The following is a 26,252-nucleotide window of genomic DNA, read 5'->3' as shown; positions in this document are numbered from 1 at the left end:
ACGCACAGGGAGGGGCCACAGATGGAAGTCTCATTCGCCAGGGAAATCGAAAAGCTGAAGCTCGGTGCAGGTGAGACCTTTCATGGCGAAGGTATTCTGGCCGTCACCAAGGCGCTGCTGCAATCGGGCGTGTCCTATGTGGGCGGCTATCAGGGCGCACCGGTCTCGCACCTGATTGACGTCATGGTGCAAGCCGCACCTGACATGGCCAAACTTGGCGTCCATGTGGAACCCTGTACGAACGAGGCCTCTGCCGCGGCAATGCTGGGGGCGTCGATCATGTATCCGGTGCGCGGCGCGGTAACATGGAAATCCATCGTCGGCACCAATGTGGCGGCGGACGCGCTGTCGAACCTCGCCTCGCCCGGCGTCATGGGCGGCGCGCTGATCATCGTGGGCGAGGACTACGGTGAAGGGTCCAGCGTCATCCAGGAACGCACCCATGCCTATGCGATGAAATCGACCCTGTGGCTGATGGACCCGCGCCCGAACCTGCCCTCTATCGTGACATGCGTGGAACGGGCGTTCGAGCTGTCAGAGGCATCGAACACGCCGGTGATCATGGAACTGCGCATCCGCGCCTGCCATGTGCAGGGGGCGTTCGAGGCCAAGGACAATATCGCGCCCGCGATTTCGGGGCGGCGGTTGCTGGCGGAGCCTGCGCCTCACCAATATGAACAACTGGCGCATCCGCCCGTGACCTTCGGACATGAGCGCAAGAAGAGCAGCGAGCGCATGACCGCCGCGCGGGCATTCATTCGCGAGCACCGTCTGAATGAGGTCTTCGACGGCGCGCAGGGCGATGTGGGGATCGTCGTTCAGGGCGGGCTGTATAACGCGCTGATCCGGGCCTTGGCGGAACTGGGGCTGGCCGATGCGGAAGGCAACTGTGACCTGCCGATCATGGCGCTGAACGTCGTCTATCCTCTGGTACCGGAAGAGATCCTGGGTTTTGCGGAAGGCAAACGTGCGGTTCTGGTGCTGGAGGAAGGCCAGCCGGAATATATCGAGAATGAGATCGGAACGATCCTGCGCCGCGCGAAATCGCCGGTGGTGCTGGCGGGCAAGGACATCCTGCCAATGGCGGGTGAATACACGTCCGAGGTCATGGCCAAGGGCGTCGGCACCTTCCTGCGCGACCATCTGCCGGGCATCGGCAACCAATTGGGCGACACCGCCTATGCCGAGGAGAGCGAGGCGCTCCGGGCAGAGGCGCAGCGGTTGCTGGCCGCCCCTGTCCCCCCACGCCCGCCAAGCTTTTGCACTGGCTGCCCGGAACGCCCCTTCTTCGCCGCGCTGAAGCTGACCCAGCAGGAGATCGGGCCGGTTCACTACTCTGCCGATATCGGCTGCCACGCCTTCGCAACCTTCGCGCCATTCAACTTCGGCAACTCCATTCTTGGCTATGGGATGAGCCTTGCCTCCAACGCCTCGGTCGCCAGTTTTCAGCAAAAGCGCCCGCTCGCCGTGATGGGCGATGGCGGCTTCTGGCACAATGGCTTGCTGTCCGGCGTCACCTCTCGGCTGTTGAACGGCGGCGACGGGGTGCTGGTGATCATGAAGAACGGCTACACCTCGGCCACCGGAACGCAGGAGGTCATCTCCTCGCCCGATCCGGCGCTGAAACTGGCGGCGGCCGAGAAAAGCGCGACCCATGGCGAGACCACGATCGAGGATGCGCTGAAGGGCGTCGGTGTCAAATGGCTGCGCACGGTGCATACTTATAAGGTCTCGCAAATGCGCGACACGCTGCGCGAGGCGTTCTCGACCAAGTTCAGCGGGTTGAAGGTGATCGTGGCCGAGGGCGAATGCCAGCTGGAACGGCAGCGGCGCGTGAAACCGATCCGCGCCAAGGCTCTGGCCGAAGGGGAGCGCGTCGTGCGCACCCGCTTTGGCGTCGATGAAGACACCTGCACCGGCGATCATTCCTGCATTCGCCTGTCCGGCTGCCCGACCCTGACCGTGAAAACCGCAACCGATCCCCTGAAAACCGATCCCGTCGCCCATGTCACCAATGGCTGCGTCGGCTGCGGCCTGTGCGGCGAGGTCGCCCATGCGGCGACGCTCTGTCCCTCCTTCTGGCGGGCCGAAGTGATCAGCAATCCCGGCTGGTGGGACAGAACACGCAGCCGGTTGCGCCGGATATTCACGTTGGGGGCGGTGGCATGACACGCGCGGGAAATCCCCCCCTGCGCATTCTGCTGGCGGCGCTTGGCGGTGAAGGCGGCGGCGTTCTGATGAACTGGATCGTGCAGGCCGCGCGGGACGCCGGCTTCGTCGCGCAGGCCACTTCGGTGCCCGGCGTGGCGCAGCGCACCGGATCGACCAGCTACTATATCGAGATCGCGGGCAAGGATGCGGTTGGCTCCGTCCTCAGCCTCGTGCCGATGCCGGGGCGGGTCGATGTGGTGGTGTCATCCGAACTGCTAGAAACGGCGCGGGTGATGGCGGCGGGCTTCGTCTCGCCCAAGCTGACGACGCTCATATCCTCGACCGCGCGCACCTATTCGACGGCGGAAAAGATCCAGTTGGGTGACGGGCGCTATAGCGAGGACAACGTGCGGCGCACAGCCGAGGCGCTGGCGCGGGATGCCTACCTGCTGGATCTGGGCCAGATCGCCGAAGACAGCGCCACTTTCGTCAGCGCCACCATGTTCGGGGCGCTGGCGGGAAGTGGTGTGTTGCCATGGGACATTGCGGGGTCTCGCGCGGTTCTGGGGGAAGGCCGGTCCGCAACCGCCAGCCGCGCCGGGTTCGACGCCGCCGCGCAAGCGGTGCAGGACTTGCGCGACACGCCTGCGCCGGTCGCCGCGCCCCCGGCATCCGACATTCCCGCTGATATCGCCGAGGTGATCCGCCTCGGGGTGGAGCGCTGCACCGACTACCAGGACGCGGCCTATGGCCAGACCTTCCGCGCCCATGCCGACAGGCTGATCGCGGCGGCGGACCTGTCCATCCCAAGCGCCGCCCATGCGGTGAAGGAAGCCTGCCGTCGTCTGGCGCTGTGGATGGCTTATGAGGACATTGCCCGAGTGGCCGATCTGAAAACAAGGCCAGAGCGTTTCGCGCGCATCCGGGCCGAGGCGCAAATGCAGCCCGGACAGGTGATGACGGTGACGGAATACCTCAAACCCCGCGCCGAGGAGATCGCCGATATCCTGCCTGTCCGCCTTGGCGCGCGCATCATGGTGCGGGTGGAGGCGGGCAAGGGTCTGCCCTTCATGGGGCGCGGCATCCATGTCCGGTCCAACGGTGTTGCAGGCTACTGGATGTTGCGCCTGATGGCGGGGTTTCGCCGTATCCGCCGCCGGTCCTACCGGTTCGCGCAGGAACAGGCGGCAATTGCCGAGTGGTTGGCGGCGATGGACAAAGCCCTGCCCCACGCGCCTGACTTCGCAGAGGCGCTGGCCGAACTGCCCCGCGTTCTGAAAGGCTATTCCGATACGCTGATGCGGGGCAAAACGGCCTATGCGCGGATCATGGCGGGCGTTGTGCGCCCGGCGCTTGCCAGCGGTCAGATGTCAGACGCGGCCCCCACCTTACGTCGCGCCATCGCGGCGGCACTTGCCGATGACAGCCATGCCAGGCTGGACGAGACCCTGGGGACACAGCCCGCCATCCCCAACCTGCGCAGCGCCTGACCCGAGGAAAGGACCAACCCGATGCTGACCAGCCGCCGGACCGTTCAGATCGAGTGGGGCGATTGCGACCCCGCCGATATCGTCTTCTACCCGCGCTATTTCGCCTGGTTCGACGCCTCGACCGCGCATCACTTCAAGGCCGCCGGGCTGCCCAAACCGGACCTTCTACGCCGCTTTCAGGTGGTTGGCTTTCCGATGGTCGATACACGCGCGACATTCCACGTTCCGTCCAGCTATGGCGACGAGGTGGTGATCGAGACCACCATCACCGGCTTTGGCCGGTCCAGTTTCGACGTATCACACCGGCTGATGCGGGGGGATGTGCTGGCCGTGGAAGGGTTTGAAAAACGGGTTCTGGTGCGCCGGAAAGAAGAGGGCGGGATCACCTCCTGCCCGGTGCCGGACGAGGTTCGGGCGCTCTTTGGTGCCGCAGGAGGATGACGATGCGGATCGCGGTTCTTGGTGCGGGCGCCATGGGGTCCGTCTATGGTGCGCGGCTGGCGCGGGCCGGGGCGGATGTGACGTTGCTCGACGTGAACGACGCCCATATCGCAGCCATCAACGCGGGCGGGTTGCATGTGGCGCTGGATGAGGGAGAAAGCATCCACCACCTGCCCGCGATGCGGCCCGAAGCCTTTCGAGGCCCCGCCGATCTGGTACTTCTGTTCACCAAGGTCTTTCACACGGATGATGCGCTGGCCTCGGTCAAGCCTCTGCTGGCCGATGCCCATGTTCTGAGCCTGCAAAACGGCGTCGGCAATGTGGACCGGATCGCCGCGCATGTGACCCGTGATCGCATTCTGGTCGGCATGACGATGACACCAGCCGAATACCTTGGCCCCGGTCGGGTGGCGTCCCATGGCGCGGCCACGACCGACCTTTACAGTGCCAGCGGGCAGGATCTGCCGATCTTGTACAAGATTGCGGCGCTGATGGACAGGGGCGGCATCACCGCGCGGCTGGAACCCGATATCGACGTTGCGATCTGGGAAAAGGCCACGTTCAACTGTGCTCTCAACCCGATCTGTGCCCTGTCCGGCGGCACCCCCGGATCGGTCGGTGCGTCAGAGGCGGGGCGCGGGCTGGCCGCGTCGGTGGCGGCAGAGGCGATTGCGGTGGCGAAAGCCTCTGGCGTCAATGCCTCGCTGGACAAGGTCACCGCGATGATGGAGCACGCTTTCGCCCACCATCTGCATCATGAACCGTCGATGTTGCAGGACCGCATGGCCGGGCGGCGCACCGAGATCGACGCGCTGAACGGTGCGGTGGTGCGCATCGGCGACCGTCTTGGCGTCCCGACTCCGGCCAACCGGATCGTCGCCGACCTGATCCGCCTGACCGAAGACTCCACCCGATACCGCGCCTAAAGCTCGCCCGCCTCTTCCAGAACCTTGCGGGCAGCGCGGAAGCATTCCAGCGCCTGCGGCACGCCGCAATAGATCGCGACCACGTGGATGATGGCGCGGATCTCTTCTTTCGAGACACCGTTGTTCAGCGCCCCCCGGCAGTGCAGTTCCCATTCATGCATCTTGCCGAGCGCCCCGATCATGGCGAGGTTCATCATGCTGCGCGTCTTGGGGTCGATCGCATCATCGCCCCAGCCAAAACCCCAACACCACGCGGTCATCGCCTCCTGAAAGGGCCGGGTGAAATCGTCGGCAGCGGCAAGGTTCCTGTCCACATACTCCGCCCCGACCGTGGCCTTGCGCTGTTCCAGTCCTTTCAGGAACAGGTCTTCGTCAAAAACGCTCATTCTCTCGTCCTTGTTTTGAGGCACTTTGGATCCGGCCACTTCAGCCCGCAGAACGGCGATTCCACAAGGCGAATATCCTTCATCTCCCCCATGTCCCGAACCGCGTCGACTGTATTGTGCCCGCCTTCCCGCGCAGTCGGCGTCCGAGATCAGACGGAAATGGACCCGACCCCGATCACTGGTGAAACTCTGCCATTGCCGAATGCGCAATGCCTCTCTAGCTTCGACATATTCGAATGTCGGGGACCGCGAATGGAACGTAGCAAGCTCAGCCTCAAATGGCTGGAGGTCTTTCAGGCGGTGGCTCGCAGCGGCTCTGTTCAGGCGGCGGCGCGGCGGCTGGAAATCTCGATCAGCACCGTGTCGCACCACCTGGCCTGCCTTGAGGACGCCGTAGGTGTTGCCCTGATCGACCATGGCAAGCGCCCGATGAAACTGACGCAAGAGGGCGACATCCTGCTGGCCCGTGTCGATGACTCGCTGATGCTGCTGCGCAAGGGGATTTCCGAGGTCTGGTCCAAGGACCCCGCCGCGCTGATCCGGTCGCTGCGCATCGCGATGATCGAGGATCTGGACACCGAGGTCACCCCCGCGCTTGCCGCCAGCCTGTCTGCCGCCCTGCCCGCCTGTTCCTTCTCGTTCCTGTCGCGCCCCAGCCATGACATCCTGACGCTTCTGCAAAGCGACGAAATCGACCTTGGCATTGCCTCCGCCGCCGAATTCCGCGTGATGCGCCTGACCGAAGCGCCGCTGTTGCGCGACCCCTATGTGCTGGTCGTGCCCAAGGGGCGCAAGGACTCGGCCGGGGAATATCTGGGGGCGCGGGTCGATCTGCCCTTCCTGCGCTATTCGCGCAAACAGCTCATGGGCCGCCGGATCGAGGCACAGTTGCGGCGGCAAAGGATCGACCTGCCCTCGCGGCTGGAGTTTGAAAGCACACCGGCCATCCTGTCGCTGATCGCCGAAGGCGAGGCCTGGACCGTCACCACAGCCCTGAACGTGGCCAGTTCCGACCGCCATCACGACCGGATCGCCATCATGCCGCTGCCGGGTCCGGGCTTTGCTCGGCGGCTGTCGATCTTTCGGGCCGAGGATCTGCCCCAAAGCCTGTTCGAGACACTGGATCGCACGCTTCGCCCCTTGCTCCAAGACCGGATCATCGCGCCGATGGTGGCCGCGCATCCCTGGCTGGCAGATGAATTCAGGATTCTGAACCAATAGGTCAGTTGCGGATGACGCCGGGAAACAGCGCCCTGATCTCTGCGTCGCATGCGGGCGAAAGGTATTGCGGATCGTGGTCGGAAAGGATCGTCCTAACACGGGCCCTGGCCCGCGCCCACATATCCGGCGCGCCCTTGTCCGCCCAGGTCATCGGCGCATCGCGGTCGGCAAGCTTTGGGTAGAAATAGTCCCGTTCCATCGCCGCATGGGTCTGGTCGGCACCCAGAAAATGCCCCTCGCCCAACACCACGTCGCAGATCGTGTCAAAGCCGAGCGTCTCTTCGCTGACCTCCACCCCGCGCAGCATCCGGTAGATGGCGGCGTGCATTTCATTGTCGATCACGAACGCCTCGAAACTTGCGCCAAGCAGCGAGGCCGTCATGCCCGAGCTTTCGTAGATCAGGTTGCCCCCCGCCAGCCCCGCCGCCAGCGCCGTCAGCCCCTTTTCCACCCCATATTGCGCGTCGATGGCCTTGGCGTCTGTCATCGAGGCCGCCACGCCCGACGGCAAGCCAAGCCAGTTCGACAACTGCGCCGAGGCCGCGTTCATCACCGCAATCTCTCCGCCGCCGCCCGCAAACGCCCCGGTGCGCAGGTCGATGACCAGTGGCCAGTTGGAAAACACCATGGGATGACCGGGTTTCAGCGCGTGAACCATGACGAGGCTCGCCAGCGTTTCGGCCAGCGACTGCGCCAGAAACCCCGCCAGCGTCGCCGGGGCTGTCGCCCCCGATTGCGCGGCGGTGATGCAGGACATGGGGATGTTATGGGCGATACACTCATAGACCACATCCACCGCGTCCTCGCCGAACCGCATGGGCGAAATCACCGGGCTGATATGCGCCTTGACGAAAGGTCGCTTGCTGAATGCGCCCTCCCCGCCTGCCACCACATCCAGCATCTGCACGATCGGGGCCACGTGATGGGCCAGCGTGAACGCGGTTGCCACCGGTTTCGTGGTATTGCTGACCAACGCATGCACCGTGTTCACATCGAGCGAAAACTCGTCGGGCATATCGGTCGCGATGCAGCAGCGGGTGAACCAGCTGACATTGGGCAGGGTGTCCTGCAAACGGGTGAAATCGCGCAGGTCCTGCAAGGTGGAGGGACGATAGAGCCCGGTCTCCAAATCCAGCGTCTGAACCGCCGCGCCGCCGGTTCCGAAATGGACGGCATCGCCCCCCACCTCGATGGATCGCGCCTCGTCCTGACCGTGCAGGACAAAGCGTTTGGCGGCGCGGGCAATGGCGTCCTCCGTCAGCGAACGGGGTATCAGAACGCGGCCGTTTGAAGCCTCGACCGCGCCCGCTGTCAGCAGATCGCGGCGCAGACGGTCGGGCACCTCGCCCATGCCGAGCTCTGCCAGCAGGCGCAGGGCGGTGTCATGGATCGCCCGCAACTCCTGCCCCGTCAGCGGCGCATATTGCCCGCCGCGCTGCCCCGGAGGACAGGGGTTCACAGGGCCCCTCGCCCGCGCCGCCAACCGGTCGCGCCGCCCGCCTGATCGCCTGCCCGCTGGCTGCATGTCATCCGCTCCTGTCCCGCCTGACACGAGCAAAGCCTCGTTGCGGACGGTCTGGCAACTCAAACCGCATGGGCTGGAGGATTTCTCAGATCAGTTTCGACTTTCTCGAAACCACGACACGGCCCTTGCCGCATGGCGCATCTGCACTGACAGTTCCGCAAAAGCCTAAGGACACAGCCCCATGAAAACCCGCACCAAGGCCGTCGTGATCGGCGGCGGCATCGCCGGATGCTCCACGCTCTACCACCTGACGCAGGAGGGCTGGACCGATGTCATGCTGCTGGAACGGGACGAGCTGACCTCTGGCACCACATGGCATTCGGCGGCGCAGGTCACGAATTTCGGGATGAACCAGACGATGGTGGGGCTGAAAAGCCATTCCATCGCGCTTTACAAGGAACTGGCCGAAGACCCGGACTATCCCATCAACTACCACCACGGCGATGGCGGCATCCGGCTGGCCAACACCGAGGCGCAGATGGACGGCTACCGCCATTTCGCCTCGATGGCGCGGGGAATGGGGGTGCATTTCGAGGTGATCGACGCAGAGGAATGTGCGCGGCGGCATCCGTTGATTTCGACTGACAATTTGATTGGCGGGCTCTGGGATCCGATGGATGGCGATATCGACCCCGCGCAGCTGTGTCAGGCACTGGCGCGGCGGGCGCGGAGGGCGGGGGCCGAGGTGCATCGGTTTACCCCGGTCACGGGGCTGCGGCAGCTTCAGGATGACACCTGGATCGTGGAAACGTCCAAGGGCGAGATTCACACCGATGTTGTGATCAACGCCTGCGGCTACCGGGTGAATGAGGTGGGCGCGATGATGGGGGTGCATCACCCCGTCATGTCGATGGAGCATCAGTATTTCATCACCGAGGAAATCCCCGGCATCGTTCAGGCGGGCCACCGGATGCCCCTGCTGCGCTGCCCGATCAGCGACTATTATTGCCGACAGGAAAAGACCGGGTTGCTGATCGGGTTCTATGAACAGGATTGCAAGACATGGGGCATGGACGGGATCGACCCCAATTTCACCATGGATCTCTGCCCCGACGATCTCGACCGCATCACCGACGTGTTGGAAGGCGCGTTCGAGCGGATGCCCGCGCTGACAGAGGTGGGGATCAAGACCGTGGTCAATGGTCCCATCACCTATACGATTGATGGCGCGCCACTGGTCGGCCCCATCCCCGGCAAGAGAAATGCGTTTTGCATCATAGGCTTGCGGGCCGGTCTTGGCGAAGGCGGCGGGCATGGCTGGTTGCTGGCGCAGCAGATCGTCCATGGCGAGGCCTGCTACGACACCTGGGTGCTGGACCCGCGCCGGTTCACCGGGCACGGCAACGTGGAACTATGCGCGCTGAAGGCGATCGAGGATTACCAGAACGAGTTCCGCTTTCACTTCCCCCATGAACACCGCCCCGCTGGCCGCCCCGCCAAGACGACGCCGCTGACGCCGGTTCTGGCGGCGGAAGGCGCGGAGTTCACGGTCGTGAATGGATGGGAACGGATGGAGTTCCTCAAACCCGCGCCCGATTTCCACGAAACGCTCGGCTTCCGCTTCAACGAGGTCTTCGACATTGTCGCGCGGGACGTGAAAGCGGTCAGCGAGGGCGTGGGGCTGGCGGAGGTGAACGGCTTCAATCGCTATGAGATCACCGGCGCGGATGCCCATGGTTTCCTCGACCGGATGATCTGCGGGCGGGTGACGCGCAAGCCCGGAAAGGTGGGGCTTGGCTATCTGCTGAACCACCACGGTATGATCAAGTCAGAGGCCACCATCGCCAACCTGCCCGCCTCCCACCGTGGCCCGGATCGCATCTGGTACGGGTCTGCGGCGGCGGCGGAACAACATGATATGGACTGGCTGACGCACCATCTGCGACCTGGCGAGGACGTGCAGATCCGCTCACTCACCAATGACATGACGATCCTGGTCCTTGCAGGCCCCAAAGCGCGCGACGTGCTGTCCGCCGTGTCCCGTGGCGACTGGTCGGCGGATGCCTTCCCGTGGCTTTCGGTGCGGGAAGGCCTTGTCGGCATCGCCCCCGCCACGGTCATGTCCGTCAGCTTCTCGGGCGAACTCGCCTATGAAATCCATGTGCCAAACAACCAGCTCTACGCCGCCTATCTGGCACTGCGAAAGGCGGGCAAGGCGCATGGCCTGCACCTTTTCGGCGCGCGCGCCATCGAGTCCATGCGGATGGAAAAGGGATACCTGCACTGGAAGGCCGATCTGCTGACCGAATTCGACCCGTTCGAAACCGGGCTGGAGCGGTTTGTTAAGCTCGACAAAGCTGATTTCATTGGCAAATCAGCGTTGGAGGCGCGCGTTGCAAAGGGGCCTGCCCGCAGGCTGGTCACCTTGCGGATTGATGCCACCGACCGCCCGGCAACGCCCGGTTCCTCGGTCTTGGCGGGTGACCGGGTGGCAGGCACTGTCACCTCCGGCGATTGGGGCCACCGGGTCGGGATGAATCTCGCCTATGCCTTCGTAGAGCCCGCACTTGCCGCACCCGGCACAAACCTGCATCTTGACCTGATCGGCGACCGGATCGCGGCAGAGGTCATCGCCCCCTGCCCATATGATCCGCAAAATCATCGCGTCAGCGGCTGATCCGCACATCGGCGAAGACATGCCACACGCAGATGTGAGGCTGTGAAGCTCTTGCAATGCTTGCCTATTGGACCGATGACACCCAAATTAACGGGCTGAAACCCGGACTATTTCGAATCGGAGACGCGACATGCTCAGCAGGCGCCATTTCATCATGACGACTGCCGCCCTGTTTTCGGCCCCCATTGCCGGACCGGCCCTGGCAACGCCGGCCAATTGGGATGGATGGGATGCGCTGGTTACACCCGCCAATTACGATCCCGCCGTCAGTAACCCCTGGGGGATCGAGCCGCGATTTCTGCCCACGCGGGTGGAGGCGAATGCCGGCCTGACGCCGGGCGATATCCATGTGGATGCCGTGGCGCGCTATCTCTACCACATTCAGGATGACGGCACCGCGATGCGCTATGGCGTCGCCATTGGCCGCAACGATCTTTATGAGCCCGGCACCTACACGGTCGGGCGCAAGGCGCGCTGGCCCTCGTGGACGCCGACCGCGAACATGATCGCGCGGGAACCGGGCGTGTATGAGCAATATGCCGATGGCATGCCCGGCGGGCCGGAAAACCCGCTCGGCGCGCGGGCGCTTTATCTCTATGTGGGCAACCGCGACACCTATCTGCGCATTCACGGCACACCGCAGCCCTGGTCGATCGGCCGCCGCGCCAGTTCCGGCTGTGTGCGGATGGTGATGGCCCATATCATCGGACTTTACGACAATGTCGATGTGGGCGTGACCGCGACGCTCTACCCCGCCGATGACTGGGTCACCGCCGAAAGCTGAGCCTGTCCGACATCAGGTTCCCAGACCCGCCGCCTCTGCATCCGCGGCGGCGGCCTCTGCTGCCAGCCGTTCGGCTTCTGCGGCGGCGGCGATCTCTGCCGCCTGTTCGCTGCAAATGCGGCGCCCTTCCGTGGTGCGCAGCGGCAGGTAGGTCGTCTCAACGGGACCGGAATAGCGATACCAGTAGCAGCCATCCTCGGGCAGGATGCGGACGGAAGACAGGCTCTGCGTCGGCTCCACCATCGCGATCAGTTCCTCGGTCACCTCGACCGGCAGTCCCGGCAGGCCATCGTCTTCCGGCACCGGCTCGGCGCAGGCGGTCAGGAAGAGCAAGGCGGGCGCGACCGGAATGAGCTTTGAAATCTTCACGTTAAGGTCTCCGAAAGAATAGCTGTCTGTTGGCGGAGTTTTGCACGAACCACCGGCCCACGGCAATGCTCCTCCGGCAGGGTCTAGGTACGCGCTGTTGCGCCGGCTGCCCGTCCGGCCAGGGTTTCCGCCGATTGGCGCACCACCTCCGCCACCTCCTGCAACTGATCGGCCAGCGGCGTCGTGTTGCGCCAGATCATGCCGATCCGCCGGGACGGGCGCGGCGCGTCGAACCGGGCCAGCGACACCGATGCCGAACGGGTTTCCACCGGCACCGCCATTTCCGGGATCAGCGTCACCCCGATCCCTGCCCCCACCATCTGCACCAGCGTGGACAGGGAACTGCCATCGAGCAATTCACGCGGCAGCGAGGAGTTCATGTTGCAAAAGGACAGCGCCTGATCGCGAAAACAGTGTCCTTCTTCCAACAGCAGCAGCCGCATCTCGCGCAGGGTTTCCGCATTGGGCACGGGTTTGTCCGCATCGGCGCTTGGGCGGACCAGAACGAACTCTTCCGAAAACAGCGGCACCTCGGTGAAGGAGGGTTCGGACACTGGCAGCGCCACGATGGCGGTATCAAGCCGCCCCTCGGCAAGTTCCTGTATCAGGCGCGGTGTCAGCGTTTCGCGCAGCCGCATGTCGAGACCGGGGTAGCGACGCGTCAGGTCGCCGATGATGGTGGGCAACAGATAGGGTGCTATGGTCGGAATGACCCCGATGCGCAGACGCCCGGTCAACCGGTCGCGCGACAGACGGGCAAAATCGGCCAGCTCATCCGCACTAAGCAGGATGTCCCGCACCTTCGCCGCAACATCCTCGCCAAAGCCAGTGAGCCGCACCTGCCTTGCGTTGCGTTCGAAAAGCGCCGCGCCAAGCGTTTCTTCCAGTTCTCTGATCTGCACGGACAAGGCGGGTTGAGAGATGGCGCAAGCCTCTGCCGCGCGACCGAAGTGACCATGCTGCGCAAGCGCCTCGAAATAGCGAAGTTGGCGGAGAGTGAAGTTGTCCATAGTTTTAAGTTATTGCAACAATCAGAAAATGCAACTTAAACAAATGGATTGCATTTGTTAGAACCATTCCAGAATATGCGCATCGGGAGGAAGACGCCCTGCCCTTCAAGGACGCCGGAAACGTCTGGCCGTCTTGATCTACAGGCGTTTTCCAGGATGGCGCGCAGCCCCGGAACACACGAGCGATTCCAGAATCGGAGGAAGAGATGGACGGAAATGACATGGGCAAATGCCCGGTAATGCACGGTGCCAACACCAAGGTGGAAACCGGCGTCACCGATTGGTGGCCGAGCACACTGAACCTCGACATTCTGCACCAGCATGACAGCAAGACCAACCCGATGGGGGCTGATTTCAACTATCGCGACGCGGTCAAGGGGCTGGATTTCGACGCCGTCAAAGCCGATGTGAAAGCGCTGCTGCACGACAGCCAGGACTGGTGGCCGGCAGACTGGGGCCATTATGGCGGGTTGATGATCCGTCTGGCGTGGCACTCCGCTGGCTCCTATCGTCTGGCCGACGGGCGCGGCGGCGGCGGCTGCGGCAATATCCGCTTCGCGCCCCTGAACAGCTGGCCCGACAACGGCAACCTCGACAAGGCCCGCCGCCTGCTGTGGCCGGTCAAGAAGAAATACGGCAACAAGATCTCCTGGGCCGACCTGATCCTGCTGGCGGGCACCATGGCCTATGAGGACATGGGCCTGAAGACCTTCGGCTTTGCCTATGGGCGCGAAGACATCTGGCACCCGGAAAAAGACGTTTACTGGGGTGCGGAAAAGGAATGGCTGGCACCGAGCGAGAACCGCTACGAAAACCTCGACGATCCCTCGACGCTGGAAAACCCGCTGGCTGCCGTGCACATGGGCCTGATCTATGTGAACCCCGAGGGCGTGAACGGTCAGCCCGACCCGATGAAGACCGCCGCGCAGGTGCGTGAAACCTTCGCCCGGATGGCCATGAATGATGAGGAAACCGCGGCTCTGACCGTTGGTGGCCACACTGTCGGCAAGGCCCATGGCAACGGCGATGCAGGCGCTTTGGGGGCCGAGCCGGAAGGTGCGCCGATCGAGAACCAGGGCTTTGGCTGGATCAACCCCAACATGGGCGGCAAGGCCACCAATGCGGTGACCTCGGGCGTGGAAGGCGCATGGACGACCCACCCCACCAAGTGGGACATGGGCTATCTGGAGCTGCTGTTCGGCTATGACTGGGAACTGACCAAATCGCCCGCCGGGGCCAACCAGTGGAAGCCGGTCAACGTCAAGGAAGAGCATCTGCCCGCCGATCCAACCGACCCGTCGAACAAGGGTATCCTGGTCATGACTGACGCGGATATGGCGATGAAGGTCGACCCGGCCTATAACGCGATCTGCCAGAAATTCATGGCCGACCCGGCCTATTTCGACGATTGCTTCGCCCGCGCCTGGTTCAAGCTGACCCACCGGGATCTTGGCCCCAAAACCCGCTATGTCGGCCCCGACGCCCCGGCGGAAGAGCTGATCTGGCAAGACCCGGTTCCCGCTGGCAACACCGGCTACGACGTGGATGCCGTGAAGGCCGATATCGCGGCGGCTGGTCTGTCCGTGGCCGACATGGTCGCCACCGCATGGGACAGCGCCCGCACCTTCCGCCAGTCCGACTATCGCGGCGGCGCAAATGGTGCGCGCATTCGCCTGGCCCCGCAGAAGGATTGGGAAGGCAACGAGCCTGCCCGTCTGGCAAGCGTTCTGGCCGCGCTGGAACCGATTGCGGCCAAGCATGGCGCAAGCGTTGCGGATGTCATCGTTCTGGCCGGCAATGTCGGTGTGGAACAGGCCGCCAAGGCCGCTGGCGTTGACGTCTCGGTGCCCTTCGCGCCGGGTCGGGGCGATGCAACGGACGAAATGACCGATGCCGCGTCCTTCGACGTTCTGGAACCGCTGGCCGATGGCTTCCGCAACTGGGTGAAGAAGGACTATGCGGTGACGCCGGAAGAGCTGCTGCTCGACCGCGCGCAGCTGATGGGGCTCAGCGCCCATGAGATGACGGCGCTGATTGGCGGCATGCGGGTCATGGGCACCAACCATGGCGGCTCTGCCCACGGTGTCTTCACCGACACTGTCGGCGCACTCAGCACGGATTTCTTCGTCAACCTGACCGATATGGGCTTCAAATGGGTTCCGTCGGGCAATGGCACCTATGAAATCCAGGACCGTGCCTCGGGCGACACCAAGTTCACCGCCACCCGTGTGGACCTGGTCTTCGGCTCGAACTCGATCCTGCGCGCCTATGCCGAAGTCTATGCACAGGACGACAACAAAGAGAAGTTCGTGAACGACTTCGTTGCCGCCTGGACCAAGGTCATGACCGCGGATCGCTACGATCTGGCCTGATCTGACCGGCTGACACGAATGGGCCGCGCGTCGTTTCCCGCGACGCGCGGCCTTTTTCATGGGCGCGGGCGAAATGTTGCCCGTCAGGCGCACGGCCCGCGTTGTTTCCATTCAGCTTTGCCGGGCGGCCCTATAAGTTAACAGACATGCGCTGCCTGCCGATTCTCCTGCTATCCGCTGCCGCCCTGACCATGACCGGTCCGGCCCGCGCGGATGTATCGCTTCAGGTGATCGGCGCGGACAGCGCATTGCAGGACGATCTGACCGCCGCCTCGCGCCTGATGGCCATCGAAGACCCTGCCGCGCTGCCCGCGCAGGACGTGATTGCCAGCGCCCGGTCCGACTATTCCCGTCTGCTCGCGGCGCTTTATGAACGCGGTTATTTCGGACCCGAGATTTCCATTCGACTTGACCGGCGCGAGGCCGCCGACATTTCCCCGTTCCGCGCCCCTGCCCCCATTCAGGACGTGGTGATCACCGTCACCCCCGGCGCCGCCTTCCGCCTTGGCCGGACCGAAATCGGGCCACTGGCCCCCGGCACGGACCTGCCTGAGGGGTTCGCCCCCGGCGCAACCGCAGGCACCCGCGTTCTACGGCAGGCCGCCGAGGCGGGCATCAATGGCTGGCGGGCCGAAGGGCATGCAACCGCCGCCATCGCGAGCCAACAGATCACCGCGCGCCACGCACAGGCGGAACTTGACGCGCAGATCACGCTCGATCCCGGCCCCGTCGCGCTCTTTGGCCAACTGATCCCGCAAGGGCAGGAACGGATGCGGCCAGAGGCCATCGCCCGCATCGCAGGGCTTCCCACTGGCAATCGCTTCGACCCCGAAACGCTGGACCGCGTGGCCGGGCGGCTGCGCGACACCGGGGCCTTTACCTCTGTGGCCCTAACGGAAGGCAATCTTGCCCCCGACAACAGCCTGCCCATCGAGGCCGATCTGGTCGAGGCCCCCCTGCGCAGGCTTGGCTTCGGCGCGGAACTGTCCTCGACCGAGGGCGTGACGCTGTCCACCTACTGGCTGCATCGCAACCTCTTTGGCGGGGCCGAGCGGCTGCGGCTGGATGGAGAAATCAGCGGGCTTGGCGGCGAAAACGGCGGCTTCGACGCGCTTGCCTCGTCCGTTTACTCCATTCCGGCTGTATTGACCCCCGACACAAGGCTCAGCTTCGGCGTGAGCGTGGAACATCTCGACGAGGTGACCTACACGCTCGACAGGATCGACCTGGAGGCCGGGCTGGAACACCGGTTTTCCGATACCCTCAGCGGGTCGGTTTTCGCGGAACTCAGCTATGGGCAGATCACCGACGCCTTTTCGGCCCGCGATGTGACCATGCTGTCGCTGCCCGTGGGCCTGACATGGGACAGCCGCGACAACGCTTTCGACGCGCGCAGCGGCTGGTATGTCGACGCAACCCTGACCCCCTTTGCCATGGCCGAAGGGTCGGGCGGCGCGCGGTTCACGGCCGATGCGCGGGCTTATTGGGCGTTTGGGCAGACCAGCGGCACCCGTCTGGCCGCGCGCCTGCAACTGGGCACACTGGATGGCGGTGCGATCAATACCCTTCCCCCCGACTGGCTGTTCTTTTCCGGCGGGGCCGATACCGTGCGCGGCCAAGGTTACCAGTCGCTCGGTGCGATGCAGGGCGGCGTGCTGACCGGCGGGCGCAGTTTCTTCGGCTCATCGCTGGAAATCAGGCAGGATCTGTTCGGCAATTTCGGCGCGGTGCTGTTCGCAGATACCGGCTATGTCTCCTCCGGCCCGTACTGGGACGCGGGCGGCAGTTGGCATTCGGGCGCCGGGATCGGGGTGCGCTATGACACCCCGGTGGGGCCGATCCGGCTGGATCTGGCGACACCGGTGAGCGGCGATGGAGTGGGTGAAGACCTGTATTTCTACATCGGCATCGGACAGGCGTTTTGATCCGGGCGCTGATCATATCGCTGGCGCTGCTGATCGCCTTGCCGCTCCACGCGCAAGAGGATGACCGCGGGCGGCTGGTGCAGCTGATCGAGGGGGCGCTGTCCGATGGCAATGCCCGTCAGGTGCGGATCGAAGGCTTTCAGGGTGCACTCAGCTCTACCGCAACGCTGGATCTGCTGACGATCTCGGATGCGGACGGCGTCTGGCTGACCATCGAGGACGCAGAGCTGACATGGACCCGCTCGGCCCTTCTGCGGGGCGCGCTGGAAGTGGACCGGCTGGCCGCCGCGCGCATCGTGCTGGACCGTCTGCCCACGGGCGAGACCGACCCCGCCGCACCGGAAGCAACGCCATTCGAGCTGCCGGACCTGCCGGTGTCCATTGCCCTCGGGGCGCTTGCCATTGACAGGATAGAGCTTGGCGCATCGCTTGTGGGGTTCCCCGTCACCGCGACCCTTTCCGGCGCGGCCAGCCTTGCCGAAGGCACCGGCGCGGCGGAGCTGACGCTTGCCCGGCTGGACGGACCAGAGGGGCGCTTTGCCCTCCGGGCGGGCTTTCAGAACCAGACCCGGCAACTGGACCTGTCGCTGGAGCTGGCGGAAGACCCCGGAGGCATCGCGGTCACGCTTCTGGGCATCCCCGACGCCCCCTCGGTCGCGATGGACATTGCCGGGGCCGGGCCGCTGGACGATCTGGCGATTGACCTGACCCTGGCCACCGACGGTGAACCAAGGGTCAGCGGAACGCTGATATCCGCCCGGTCAGAGGACGGAACCGCGCAGATCAGCGCCGCACTGACCGGTGATCTGGCGCATCTGGTGCTGCCCGAATATCAGGCCTTCTTCGGATCGCGCACAGGGCTGGAGGCGGTTCTGACCCGCCCCACGGCTGGCGGCACCGTGCTGGAAAGCTTTGCCCTGACCAGTCATTCGCTGTCGCTGGAAGGCTCTGCCGCACTCGCCGCCGACAACACGCCCCTGCGATTTCAGGTGGCCGGTCTCATCTCGGATGCCAGCGGCGGCCCCGTGCGCCTGCCGATTGCCGGTCCGCCCGTCACCCTGACCGAGGCAAACCTGACGCTCGGCTATGACCGCGCTGCCGGTAATGGCTGGACCGGCGAGGCCGCGATTTCCGACCTGCGCGCCGGTGACATCGGCGTTGACCGCGCCGAGCTGACCCTGTCTGGCAGCATCACCCCGCCAGATGCGGGGGACTTCGCCGTCACCGCCGATCTGCTGGCTGCTTTGGAAGGGCTGTCGCATTCCGAGCCCGACCTGCAAGCCGCCATGGGCCGCGCCGCGCGCCTGTCCCTGCGCGCCGACTGGCAGACGGGGGAGCCGCTGGACCTGACCCGGATCGCCATGACCGGCGACACCGCCACGCTGCTCGGGGCGGCCCGGTTCCGCACCGGGGAGAGCGCCCTTCTGGCCGAACTGGACCTGCGCGCAGCAATGCCCGATCTGTCTGCCTTCGCGGGGCTTGCGGGGCAGGATCTGGAAGGGTCCGCGCAGATGACGCTGCTGGCAGAGGCAGACCTGTTATCGGGTGCATTCGACGCAACCGCCGATTTGACCGCACAGGATTTGCGCGCGGGCGACGCGATACCGCCCGCCCTGATCGCGGGGGAAACCCGGATCGAAACCGCAATGCGCCGCGATGGTGAGGGGCTGCATCTGGACCGGTTCGAACTGACCGGATCGGCCCTGTCCGCCAGTGCAGAGGGACGGCTCTCATCGGGCAGCAGCACGCTCGCGGCGACCGCACGGCTGGCCAATGCGGGGCTGCTGACCTCGGCCATATCCGGCCCCGTGGACGCCAGCCTGACCCTGACGCGCGCCAATGACACGATGCCCTGGACCCTGTCTGGCGAGGCCAGCGGGCAAGGCGGGCTGGCAAGCGACGTGACCGGCCGGATCGGCCTGCCCGGTGGCGCGGTGGAGCTTGCCCTGTCGGGCAGCCTGCCGCTGGCGCTGGCCGATCCGTTCATCACCCCGCGTTCCGTGCGCGGCACCGCGCGGTTCGACCTGACGGTCAACGGTGCCCCGGCGCTCTCCTCTCTTGCCGGCACCCTGTCCACCGGCGGCGCGCGCGTGTCGCTTCCCTCTCTCGGCATGGTGCTGGAGGGGCTGGACCTGACCGCAAGCATCGCAGGCAGCCGGCTGAACCTGTCGGGCAGCAGCGGCATTCAGCCGGGCGGACGAATGACATTCGACGGGGCGCTGGACCTGACGGCCCCCGGCCTTCCCGGCCGGGTCGAGGTGACACTGTCCGCCGTTCAGGTGACCGAGGAAGACCTGTTCCAGACCGCGATCGACACCGGCACGATCACCGTCGATGGCGCCTTGGCCGCGGGCCCCCATGTCTCTGGCCTGATCACCCTGGGTGAGACCAATGTTCTGCTGGACGATCTCAGCTTCGGCGCCTCCGAACCGATCCCCGAGATCGCCCATATCGGGGCGTCCGGCGCGCAATATGCCACCCGCGACCGGGCCGGTCTGATCGCATCGGGCAATGGCGGCAGCAGCGCGCCGGTGTCGCTGGACCTGACCATCAACGCCCCCGCACGGATCTTCCTGCGCGGGTCCGGTCTGGACGCGGAACTTGGCGGCAGCATCCGCCTTGGCGGCACCAGCGCCGCCGTCGCGCCATCGGGCCAGTTCGAGCTGATCCGCGGGCGACTGTCCTTCCTTGGTCAGCGCTTCGATATCTCCGAGGCGACGGCCAGCCTCCAGGGCGGTTTCGACCCTTACCTGCGCGTGGTCGCAGGCACCCAGACCGGTGAGATCACGGCACTGATCACCATCGAGGGTCCGGCCTCGGCCCCCGAACTGACCATCAGCTCCGTCCCCGATCTGCCGCAGGACGAGATCCTCGCCCGGCTCTTCTTTGGCCGCAGCGCGACCAGCCTGTCGCCGGTACAGGCGCTGCAACTGGTCGATGCGGTGTCGGGGGTGGCGGGCGGACAGGGGATCATCGGGGGCCTGCGTGACAGCCTCGGCGTGGACGATCTGGACCTTTCGACCGATTCCGAGGGCAATGCCAGCCTGCGCGTCGGGCGCTATATCTCGGACAATCTCTATACCGACGCAGAGATCGGCGCGAATGGCGAGGCCGAGGTTTCCCTGAACCTCGATCTCACCCCGAACATCACGGCACGTGGCGCCTTTGCCACCGATGGCGACAGCAGCATCGGCGTGTTCTTCGAGCGCGATTACTGAGGTCTGGAATGCGATCGGCCGCAGGGCGGTGGAAACGGGCCTTCGAAGGCCCGTCACAAGGCGCTTCGAAGCGCCTTTTCACCCGATCAGGGCAGGAGGCCTCGCAGCGCTTCAGCAGGCCGCCACAACGATGACTTCCACCAGGTATTTCGGCGCCGCAAGCTTGGCCTCGCCACAGGCGCGCACCGGGGCGTGACCCGCGGGAACCCACGCATCCCAGACCTCGTTCATCTCGGCGAAATCTGCCATATCCGCCAGCCAGATGATGGCTTGCAGCATCTTGTCGGTGCCGGACCCTGCCTCGGCCAGCAGCCGCTCCACCTGCGCCAGGCAATCGCGGGTCTGATCGGCCACCGTGGCACCCTCGCCGACCTGACCGGCCAGATAGACGGTGCCGTTATGCTTGACGAACTGGCTCATGCGGGTGCCGGTTTCGAAACGTTCGATCATGGGGAGTGTCCTTGATGCTGGGTGTTGGGTGTTGGGTGTTGGCACCGCCACCATGGCGGGCCGACGCGTTCTGCCTGCATAGCCATGCCCCAGACGCGCGACAAGCAGCGCTAGCGCGAAAAGCGATCCTCGGAGAACGCGGCAAGGTCCGGCGCGCCGCGCTTGGCTTCCAACCAGTCCGGCAGGCGCAGCGCATGGGCCGCAGCAAGGGTAATGCCGCTATGGCAGGTGACCAGAAAGGCACCGGGCATTGCGGCGCTTTCCTGATAGATCGGCAGCCCGTCCGGGGTCATGACCCGAAGTGCCGCCCAGGACCGCACAATCTGGGCCTTTGCCAGTGCCGGGACCGTCTCGACCGCCCGCGCCGCCAGCCGGGCCATGGCCGGCTGCGTCGAATGATCGTCAAAGCCCACCTCCTCGTTCGTGGCCCCAATCTGAACCCCGCCCGCCTCCACCTGGCGCAGATCGACCGTGGGACGGCGAAGCAGTTTCGGCAATTTCTCGGTGATCAGGATCTGCCCCCGCTGTGGCCGGACGGGGGCCCGAAACCCCAGCATCGGCCCAAGCGTTGCGGCCCCAAGCCCCGCTGCCAGCACGATCTTGCCCGCCTCCACCGTTTCGCCATCCGCGCAGGTCATGCGGAACCCGTCGGGCCGGTCCACCGCAATCACCTGCCTGCCGGTCAGCACCCGCCCGCCAAGGCGACGGAAATCATCTGCCAGCGCGCGCAGCAGAAGCAGCGGGCTGGTATGGCCATCCTCGCCATGCAGAATCGCGCCAACCGCCCTGGGACCGATCGCAGGTTCTTCACGGCGCAGCGCATTGCCCCCCAGGATCTCGTAGGGGTAGTCGCCCCCAAGCCGCGCTTTCAGGCCCTCATAGGCGGCAGCGGTCCGGGCCATTTCGGCATCATCGAAAAACACCTCGTAGCCGCCATCCTGCCTGAGCCAGAGATCGCGCCCCGTGCACTCGCCCAACTCTGACGCGAAGGCGGCCCACAGCGCCGCAGAGCCTCTCGTCCACTCCGCATAGCGCGGCGCATACATGCCCTTGCCCTGTACCCAGATCAGCCCGAAATTGCCCCGGCTGGCGCGGAAATCCCCGTCGCTGCCGTCCAGTACGACCACCCGCAAGCCGCGCCGTTGCAACCCCCAGGCCACGGACAGCCCGACGACCCCGCCGCCGATGATCGCATACTCCGCCTGCATCCCGCGCCCCTTCTTCTGCCCCCCATGAGCGTCAGGCAGACCGGTGAAGTCAAGTCAGCGCAGGCCCTCGGGCATCCCGGCGCGCACCTTTATGGCCGCGTCCTCCCGCACCGGGCCATAGCCGCGGATCTCCATCGGGGCGGACAGCAGATCAAGCGCCGTCTCAGGGTCATGGTGACTTTCCACATGCGTCAGGACGCGTTCGAACCACGTTAGCAAATCCCTGTCCAGGCGCCGATCCGCACTGAAGCGGAAGGGATCGGCCCAGGTGCCCCGCACCCGTCTCAGCTTGGCCAGACCTTTGAACACCGGCCGCACCAAGGGACCGAACCCGCGCTTGACGGGGCGCCCCCGATCATCCCGGCGAAACGACAGGAGTGGCGGAGCAAGGTGATGGACAACGCGGAAATCGCCCTCGAACTGCTCGGCCAGTTCCTGATCGAAACCGGTTTGGGTGAACAACCGCGCGACCTCGTATTCATCCTTTATGGCCATCAGCTTGAACAGCGATTTCGCAGCCGCCACGACAACCTCCTCCCCGGCCTCGGGCACGGCCTTGCGAAAGGCGGCGATCCGGTCGGTGAAGCGGCGGGCATAGGCGGCGTTCTGATAGGCGGTGAGGAAGTCGGCGCGGGCGGCAATCACCTCGTCCAGTGTCTTGGCCCGCGGCGCTGTGCCACCCAGATAGGGTTCCAGCACCTCCGGCCGCACTGCCATCACCCGCCCCAGATCGAAGGCCATTGCGTTCCTGTCGACCGCCACGCCGTTGAGCAGGATGGCCTGTTTCAAGGCAAGCTCACTGACCGGCACCAGCCCTTGCTGATAGGCCGCGCCAAGCAGCATGATATTGGCGAAGACACTGTCCCCCATCAGTTTTTCCGCCGCCTGATTGGCGCCGAAGGCCATCACATCCGCGCCAACGGTGGCCCGGATCAGCGCCTCGCGTTCGGCTATCTTCAACTGCGCGTCCCGGTGCAGCACCAGATCACCGGTTGGCATCTCGGCCCGGTTCAGGACCACGCGCGTGCCCTGCCGGTAGTGGACAGACGCCTTGGGTGACGAACACACAACCGCGTCACAGCCGATGACCGCATCCGCCGATCCGCGTTCAATGCGCATCTGGTTTATGGATTCGGGGCTGGCTCCGATCCGCACATAGCCCAGAACCGTGCCGAATTTCTGCGCGAAGCCGGTGAAGTCCAGCACGCTGGCCCCCTTGCCTTCCAGATGGGCGGCCATGGTGATCAGCGCGCCCACGGTCACGACGCCGGTGCCGCCAACGCCCGCGACCAGCAGATCGAAGGGACGGAACAGGTCGGGCGCGTCTGGCACCGGAAGCCCGGCCTTCAACGCCTCAAGCTCCAACGCCACCGGCGCGGGTTTGCGCCGTGCACCGCCTTCCACCGTTACAAAACTGGGGCAGAATCCACCAAGGCAAGAGAAATCCTTGTTGCAGCTGGACAGGTTCACCCTGCGCTTGCGCCCGAACTCCGTTTCACGCGGCTCGATCGACAGGCAGTTCGATTCAACCGAGCAATCGCCGCAGCCCTCACAGACAAGCGGGTTGATATAGGCAAAGCGCTTGGGGTCCTCAGCCTTGCCCCGCTTGCGGCGGCGGCGCTTTTCAGTCGCACAGGCCTGTTCATATAGAAGAACCGAGACGCCCTTCACCTGCCGCAATTCCCGCTGCACGGGCATCAGATCCGCCCGGTCGTGAAAGCTGGTATGCGCGGGGAAGTCGCTGCGCCGGAATTTGCCGATATCGTCCGACACCACCGCGATCCGGTCCACCCCTTCGGCCCGGCAGGCCTGAGCCACCGCGGCGGGGCTGACGGGGCCGTCCACCGGCTGCCCGCCAGTCATGGCCACGGCATCATTATAGAGGATCTTGTAAGTGATATCCGCCCCCGCCGCGACCGCCTGCCGGATGGCAAGGGACCCGGAATGATACCATGTCCCCTCGCCCAGATTCTGAAACCGGTGACCGCCGCCGGTAAACCGGGAGGCGACCGACCACGGCACCCCCTCGCCATCCATCTGCGCATAGCCGAGCGTATTGCGGTCCATCCAGCCCGCCATGACGTGACAGCCAATGCCGGAGTTGGCGACGCTGCCTTCGGGCAGTTTGGTGGAGCTGTTGTGGGGACACCCGGAACAGAAATAGGGCGTCCGCGTTGCGCCCGGAACGCTCAGAACCGGGGCCGGGGTCTCCGTCAGCGCCCGGGCCTTCTCGGGCAGGTTCTCATCCGGGAAGAACGGGTGCAGGCGTTCGGCTACCACGGGCACCAGCAACAATGGGCTCAGCTCGCCCGTCCAGGGGATCAGCGGATCGCCCGCCGCCCGATGTTTGCCCACCATGCGCTGCGGTTTGTGACCGGGCCAGTCATAGAAATACTCCTTGAACTGGCTTTCGATAATGCCGCGCTTTTCCTCGATGACCAGCACTTCTTCCTTCCCGGACACGAAAGCCAGCGCATCGCGGCGCGCCAGCGGCCAGACCATGCCGACCTTGTAGATGTCGATGCCGAGCCGGCGGCAGGCGGTCTCATCCAGCCCGAGCAGCCGCAGCGCCTCCATCAAGTCGAGATGCCCCTTGCCGGTGGTCACGATCCCGTAGCGCGCATCGGGAATGTCATAGATCCGCCGGTCAATCGGATTGGCCTCCACGAAGGCCTCGACCGCGCCCAGTTTGGCCCCGATCCGGGTTTCGATCTCGGGGCTTGGCATGTCGGACGCGCGCACATGCAGGCCACCCGGCGGGGGTGTGAAAACGGGCTGGACGAATGCGCGCTCTGCCGGGATCTCAACCGATTGGCCCGCCTCAACCGTTTCCGAGATTGCCTTGAACCCGACCCAAGCGCCGGAAAACCGTGACAGGGCAAGACCATAGGCCCCGAAGCTGAGGTATTCCCCGATGCTGGCAGGGTTCAGAGTCGGCATGAACCAGGCCATGAACGCCACATCCGACTGATGCGGCATGGAGGACGACACACACCCATGATCATCCCCCGCCACCACCAGAACGCCGCCCTTGGGGGCAGAGCCATAGGCGTTGCCATGCTTCAGCGCGTCGCCCGACCGGTCGACCCCCGGCCCCTTGCCGTACCACATGGAAAACACGCCCTCGACCTCGCAATTCGGATCGAGCGAGGCCTGTTGCGCGCCCAAGACCGCCGTCGCGCCGAGGTCTTCATTGACGGCGGGCAGGACGTCGATCCGGTTTTCGGCAAGCCGCGTCTTCTGCCGCCACATCTCCTGATCCAGCCCGCCAAGCGGCGATCCGCGATAGCCCGAGACGAACCCGGCGGTCTTCAGCCCCGCCGTCCGGTCGCGCCGCGCCTGGTCCAGCATCACCCGAACCAGCGCCTGCGTCCCGGTCAGGAATACGCGGCCCTCGGTCCGGGCATAGCGGTCATCCAGAGGATAGGTGGCGAAATGCGGGGGCTGTACGGTCATTCTGGGCTCCTGTCCTGTGGCGGCAGGATATCCCGGTCGAAGTGGCGAGATTGATCAATTATATTGGATGATTGCCTATATTTTGAAATACTGAGCCAGATATGAACATAAAGGGAAATACCATGTCAGAACTGGACGGTATCGACGAACAGATTCTCAGTGCCCTGCAAAAGGACAGCCGCATCTCGAATGCCGATCTGGCCGAGAAAGTGGGACTGTCTGCCTCGTCCTGCTGGCGACGGGTGCGGGCGCTGGAAGAAGCGGGTGTGATCGAAGGATACGGGGTGCGCATCAATGATGCGAAGCGCGGGCTCGGGTTCAAGGCCATCGTCCATGTGCAGCTGACCCGCCACGACCCGGAACAGCTGAGCGCCTTCATCCGCGCCGTGAAACACCGCGACGAGGTGCGCGCCTGCCATGCCACGACGGGCCAGGCGGATTACCATCTGCATGTCACATGCCCGGATATCGACGCCTATAACCGCTTTCTCGAACAGTTTCTGTTCCGCATCCCGGCGGTGGCCTCCGCGCAGACCAATGTGATTCTGCGATCCGTGAAGGGGTGAGCACGGGGAATCACCCGCCGTCCGATCGGGCGTCACACACGAATCCCCGAACGACACGCGCCCTGTAAGCGTGATTTTCACACGTATTTTGGTGTTATCGTTTGTTATGGGTTGGATCGGGGTGTTATCGACTTTTG

At 64.9% G+C, this 26,252-nt stretch carries 18 protein-coding genes; 11 read left to right on the top strand and 7 right to left on the bottom strand.

Annotated elements, in window-relative coordinates; all coding sequences use genetic code 11:
- Nucleotides 1-21: 21 nt before the first annotated feature.
- Genes RBB16_RS16590 through RBB16_RS16575 form a run of 4 tightly spaced genes read left to right on the top strand, consistent with a single transcriptional unit; the run spans nt 22 to nt 5,008 of the window.
- Entirely contained in the window at nt 22-2,169 is a 2,148-nt protein-coding gene (locus RBB16_RS16590; protein ID WP_306047212.1) for an indolepyruvate ferredoxin oxidoreductase subunit alpha, read from the top strand.
- The gene (locus RBB16_RS16585; protein ID WP_306047211.1) at nt 2,166-3,641 is read left to right on the top strand and encodes an indolepyruvate oxidoreductase subunit beta family protein; all 1,476 of its coding nucleotides are present in this window, start codon (nt 2,166-2,168) and stop codon (nt 3,639-3,641) included. The genes RBB16_RS16590 and RBB16_RS16585 overlap by 4 nt, the downstream gene beginning before the upstream one ends.
- A 21-nt stretch (nt 3,642-3,662) precedes the next feature.
- Entirely contained in the window at nt 3,663-4,082 is a 420-nt protein-coding gene (locus RBB16_RS16580) for a thioesterase family protein (protein WP_306047210.1), read from the top strand.
- A gap of 2 nt (nt 4,083-4,084) precedes the next feature.
- Nucleotides 4,085-5,008: a 2-dehydropantoate 2-reductase gene (locus RBB16_RS16575; RefSeq protein WP_306047209.1), complete on the top strand. Its 924-nt coding sequence runs from the start codon at nt 4,085-4,087 to the stop codon at nt 5,006-5,008.
- Here the strand turns inward: RBB16_RS16575 and RBB16_RS16570 are convergent.
- Nucleotides 5,005-5,394, bottom strand: a complete 390-nt coding sequence (locus RBB16_RS16570; protein ID WP_306047208.1) for a carboxymuconolactone decarboxylase family protein — start codon at nt 5,392-5,394, stop codon at nt 5,005-5,007. The two genes, RBB16_RS16575 and RBB16_RS16570, sit on opposite strands and share 4 nt — an antisense overlap.
- A 252-nt stretch (nt 5,395-5,646) precedes the next feature.
- Here RBB16_RS16570 and RBB16_RS16565 point away from each other — a divergent pair, with 252 nt between their 5' ends.
- Nucleotides 5,647-6,615: a LysR family transcriptional regulator gene (locus tag RBB16_RS16565; protein ID WP_306047207.1), complete on the top strand. Its 969-nt coding sequence runs from the start codon at nt 5,647-5,649 to the stop codon at nt 6,613-6,615.
- A 1-nt stretch (nt 6,616) separates the two neighbouring features.
- Here the strand turns inward: RBB16_RS16565 and RBB16_RS16560 are convergent, their stop codons facing one another.
- Complete coding sequence (locus tag RBB16_RS16560; RefSeq protein ID WP_306047206.1) at nt 6,617-8,140, bottom strand: trimethylamine methyltransferase family protein; 1,524 nt, start codon at nt 8,138-8,140, stop codon at nt 6,617-6,619.
- Nucleotides 8,141-8,321: 181 nt separating this feature from the next.
- Here RBB16_RS16560 and RBB16_RS16555 point away from each other — a divergent pair, with 181 nt between their 5' ends.
- Together RBB16_RS16555 and RBB16_RS16550 are read left to right on the top strand one after the other, a co-directional pair.
- Nucleotides 8,322-10,757 carry an FAD-dependent oxidoreductase gene (locus RBB16_RS16555; RefSeq protein WP_306047205.1) on the top strand — a complete coding sequence of 812 codons (2,436 nt, stop codon included), beginning with the start codon at nt 8,322-8,324 and terminating at the stop codon, nt 10,755-10,757.
- Nucleotides 10,758-10,887: 130 nt separating this feature from the next.
- Nucleotides 10,888-11,541 carry a L,D-transpeptidase gene (locus RBB16_RS16550; RefSeq protein ID WP_306047204.1) on the top strand — a complete coding sequence of 218 codons (654 nt, stop codon included), beginning with the start codon at nt 10,888-10,890 and terminating at the stop codon, nt 11,539-11,541.
- Nucleotides 11,542-11,553: 12 nt separating this feature from the next.
- Here RBB16_RS16550 and RBB16_RS16545 read toward each other — a convergent pair whose 3' ends face one another.
- Together RBB16_RS16545 and RBB16_RS16540 are read right to left on the bottom strand one after the other, a co-directional pair.
- The gene (locus RBB16_RS16545) at nt 11,554-11,910 is read right to left on the bottom strand and encodes a hypothetical protein (protein WP_306047203.1); all 357 of its coding nucleotides are present in this window, start codon (nt 11,908-11,910) and stop codon (nt 11,554-11,556) included.
- Between the two features lie 83 nt (nt 11,911-11,993).
- Entirely contained in the window at nt 11,994-12,920 is a 927-nt protein-coding gene (locus tag RBB16_RS16540) for a hydrogen peroxide-inducible genes activator (protein ID WP_306047202.1), read from the bottom strand.
- A 206-nt stretch (nt 12,921-13,126) separates the two neighbouring features.
- Here RBB16_RS16540 and katG point away from each other — a divergent pair, with 206 nt between their 5' ends.
- The 3 genes from katG (at nt 13,127) to RBB16_RS16525 (ending at nt 20,435) form a co-directional block, all read left to right on the top strand.
- Nucleotides 13,127-15,292 carry a catalase/peroxidase HPI gene (katG, locus tag RBB16_RS16535; protein WP_306047201.1) on the top strand — a complete coding sequence of 722 codons (2,166 nt, stop codon included), beginning with the start codon at nt 13,127-13,129 and terminating at the stop codon, nt 15,290-15,292.
- A 146-nt stretch (nt 15,293-15,438) separates the two neighbouring features.
- Nucleotides 15,439-17,217 carry an autotransporter assembly complex family protein gene (locus tag RBB16_RS16530; protein ID WP_306047200.1) on the top strand — a complete coding sequence of 593 codons (1,779 nt, stop codon included), beginning with the start codon at nt 15,439-15,441 and terminating at the stop codon, nt 17,215-17,217.
- Nucleotides 17,214-20,435, top strand: a complete 3,222-nt coding sequence (locus tag RBB16_RS16525) for a translocation/assembly module TamB domain-containing protein (protein ID WP_306047199.1) — start codon at nt 17,214-17,216, stop codon at nt 20,433-20,435. The genes RBB16_RS16530 and RBB16_RS16525 overlap by 4 nt, the downstream gene beginning before the upstream one ends.
- 111 nt (nt 20,436-20,546) lie before the next feature.
- On the opposite strand, the gene RBB16_RS16520 is transcribed toward RBB16_RS16525, so the two are convergent.
- The 3 genes from RBB16_RS16520 to RBB16_RS16510 all read right to left on the bottom strand — a co-directional run bounded on the left by RBB16_RS16520 (nt 20,547) and on the right by RBB16_RS16510 (nt 25,549).
- Complete coding sequence (locus RBB16_RS16520; protein WP_071690090.1) at nt 20,547-20,885, bottom strand: RidA family protein; 339 nt, start codon at nt 20,883-20,885, stop codon at nt 20,547-20,549.
- A 110-nt stretch (nt 20,886-20,995) separates the two neighbouring features.
- Nucleotides 20,996-22,093, bottom strand: coding sequence for an FAD-dependent oxidoreductase (locus RBB16_RS16515; RefSeq protein WP_306047198.1), 1,098 nt, complete (start codon nt 22,091-22,093; stop codon nt 20,996-20,998).
- 54 nt (nt 22,094-22,147) lie between these two features.
- Nucleotides 22,148-25,549, bottom strand: a complete 3,402-nt coding sequence (locus tag RBB16_RS16510) for an indolepyruvate ferredoxin oxidoreductase family protein (RefSeq protein ID WP_306047197.1) — start codon at nt 25,547-25,549, stop codon at nt 22,148-22,150.
- A gap of 122 nt (nt 25,550-25,671) precedes the next feature.
- Here RBB16_RS16510 and RBB16_RS16505 point away from each other — a divergent pair, with 122 nt between their 5' ends.
- Entirely contained in the window at nt 25,672-26,115 is a 444-nt protein-coding gene (locus RBB16_RS16505) for an Lrp/AsnC family transcriptional regulator (protein WP_306047196.1), read from the top strand.
- Nucleotides 26,116-26,252: the final 137 nt, after the last annotated feature.

It is taken from the genome of Nioella sp. MMSF_3534 (assembly GCF_030732985.1).
GTDB lineage: Bacteria > Pseudomonadota > Alphaproteobacteria > Rhodobacterales > Rhodobacteraceae > Nioella.
Note: the sequence above shows the minus strand (reverse complement) of the source record. Positions and strands in the feature narration are given on the sequence as shown.

Coding starts and splice junctions, on each gene's coding strand:
- RBB16_RS16510 (WP_306047197.1), bottom strand. CDS start 25,549: ATGACCGTACAGCCCCCGCATTTCGCCACCTATCCTCTGGATGACCGC.
- RBB16_RS16530 (WP_306047200.1), top strand. CDS start 15,439: ATGCGCTGCCTGCCGATTCTCCTGCTATCCGCTGCCGCCCTGACCATG.
- RBB16_RS16550 (WP_306047204.1), top strand. CDS start 10,888: ATGCTCAGCAGGCGCCATTTCATCATGACGACTGCCGCCCTGTTTTCG.
- RBB16_RS16565 (WP_306047207.1), top strand. CDS start 5,647: ATGGAACGTAGCAAGCTCAGCCTCAAATGGCTGGAGGTCTTTCAGGCG.
- RBB16_RS16505 (WP_306047196.1), top strand. CDS start 25,672: ATGTCAGAACTGGACGGTATCGACGAACAGATTCTCAGTGCCCTGCAA.
- katG (WP_306047201.1), top strand. CDS start 13,127: ATGGACGGAAATGACATGGGCAAATGCCCGGTAATGCACGGTGCCAAC.
- RBB16_RS16540 (WP_306047202.1), bottom strand. CDS start 12,920: ATGGACAACTTCACTCTCCGCCAACTTCGCTATTTCGAGGCGCTTGCG.
- RBB16_RS16520 (WP_071690090.1), bottom strand. CDS start 20,885: ATGATCGAACGTTTCGAAACCGGCACCCGCATGAGCCAGTTCGTCAAG.
- RBB16_RS16580 (WP_306047210.1), top strand. CDS start 3,663: ATGCTGACCAGCCGCCGGACCGTTCAGATCGAGTGGGGCGATTGCGAC.
- RBB16_RS16570 (WP_306047208.1), bottom strand. CDS start 5,394: ATGAGCGTTTTTGACGAAGACCTGTTCCTGAAAGGACTGGAACAGCGC.
- RBB16_RS16560 (WP_306047206.1), bottom strand. CDS start 8,140: ATGCAGCCAGCGGGCAGGCGATCAGGCGGGCGGCGCGACCGGTTGGCG.
- RBB16_RS16515 (WP_306047198.1), bottom strand. CDS start 22,093: ATGCAGGCGGAGTATGCGATCATCGGCGGCGGGGTCGTCGGGCTGTCC.
- RBB16_RS16575 (WP_306047209.1), top strand. CDS start 4,085: ATGCGGATCGCGGTTCTTGGTGCGGGCGCCATGGGGTCCGTCTATGGT.
- RBB16_RS16555 (WP_306047205.1), top strand. CDS start 8,322: ATGAAAACCCGCACCAAGGCCGTCGTGATCGGCGGCGGCATCGCCGGA.
- RBB16_RS16585 (WP_306047211.1), top strand. CDS start 2,166: ATGACACGCGCGGGAAATCCCCCCCTGCGCATTCTGCTGGCGGCGCTT.
- RBB16_RS16590 (WP_306047212.1), top strand. CDS start 22: ATGGAAGTCTCATTCGCCAGGGAAATCGAAAAGCTGAAGCTCGGTGCA.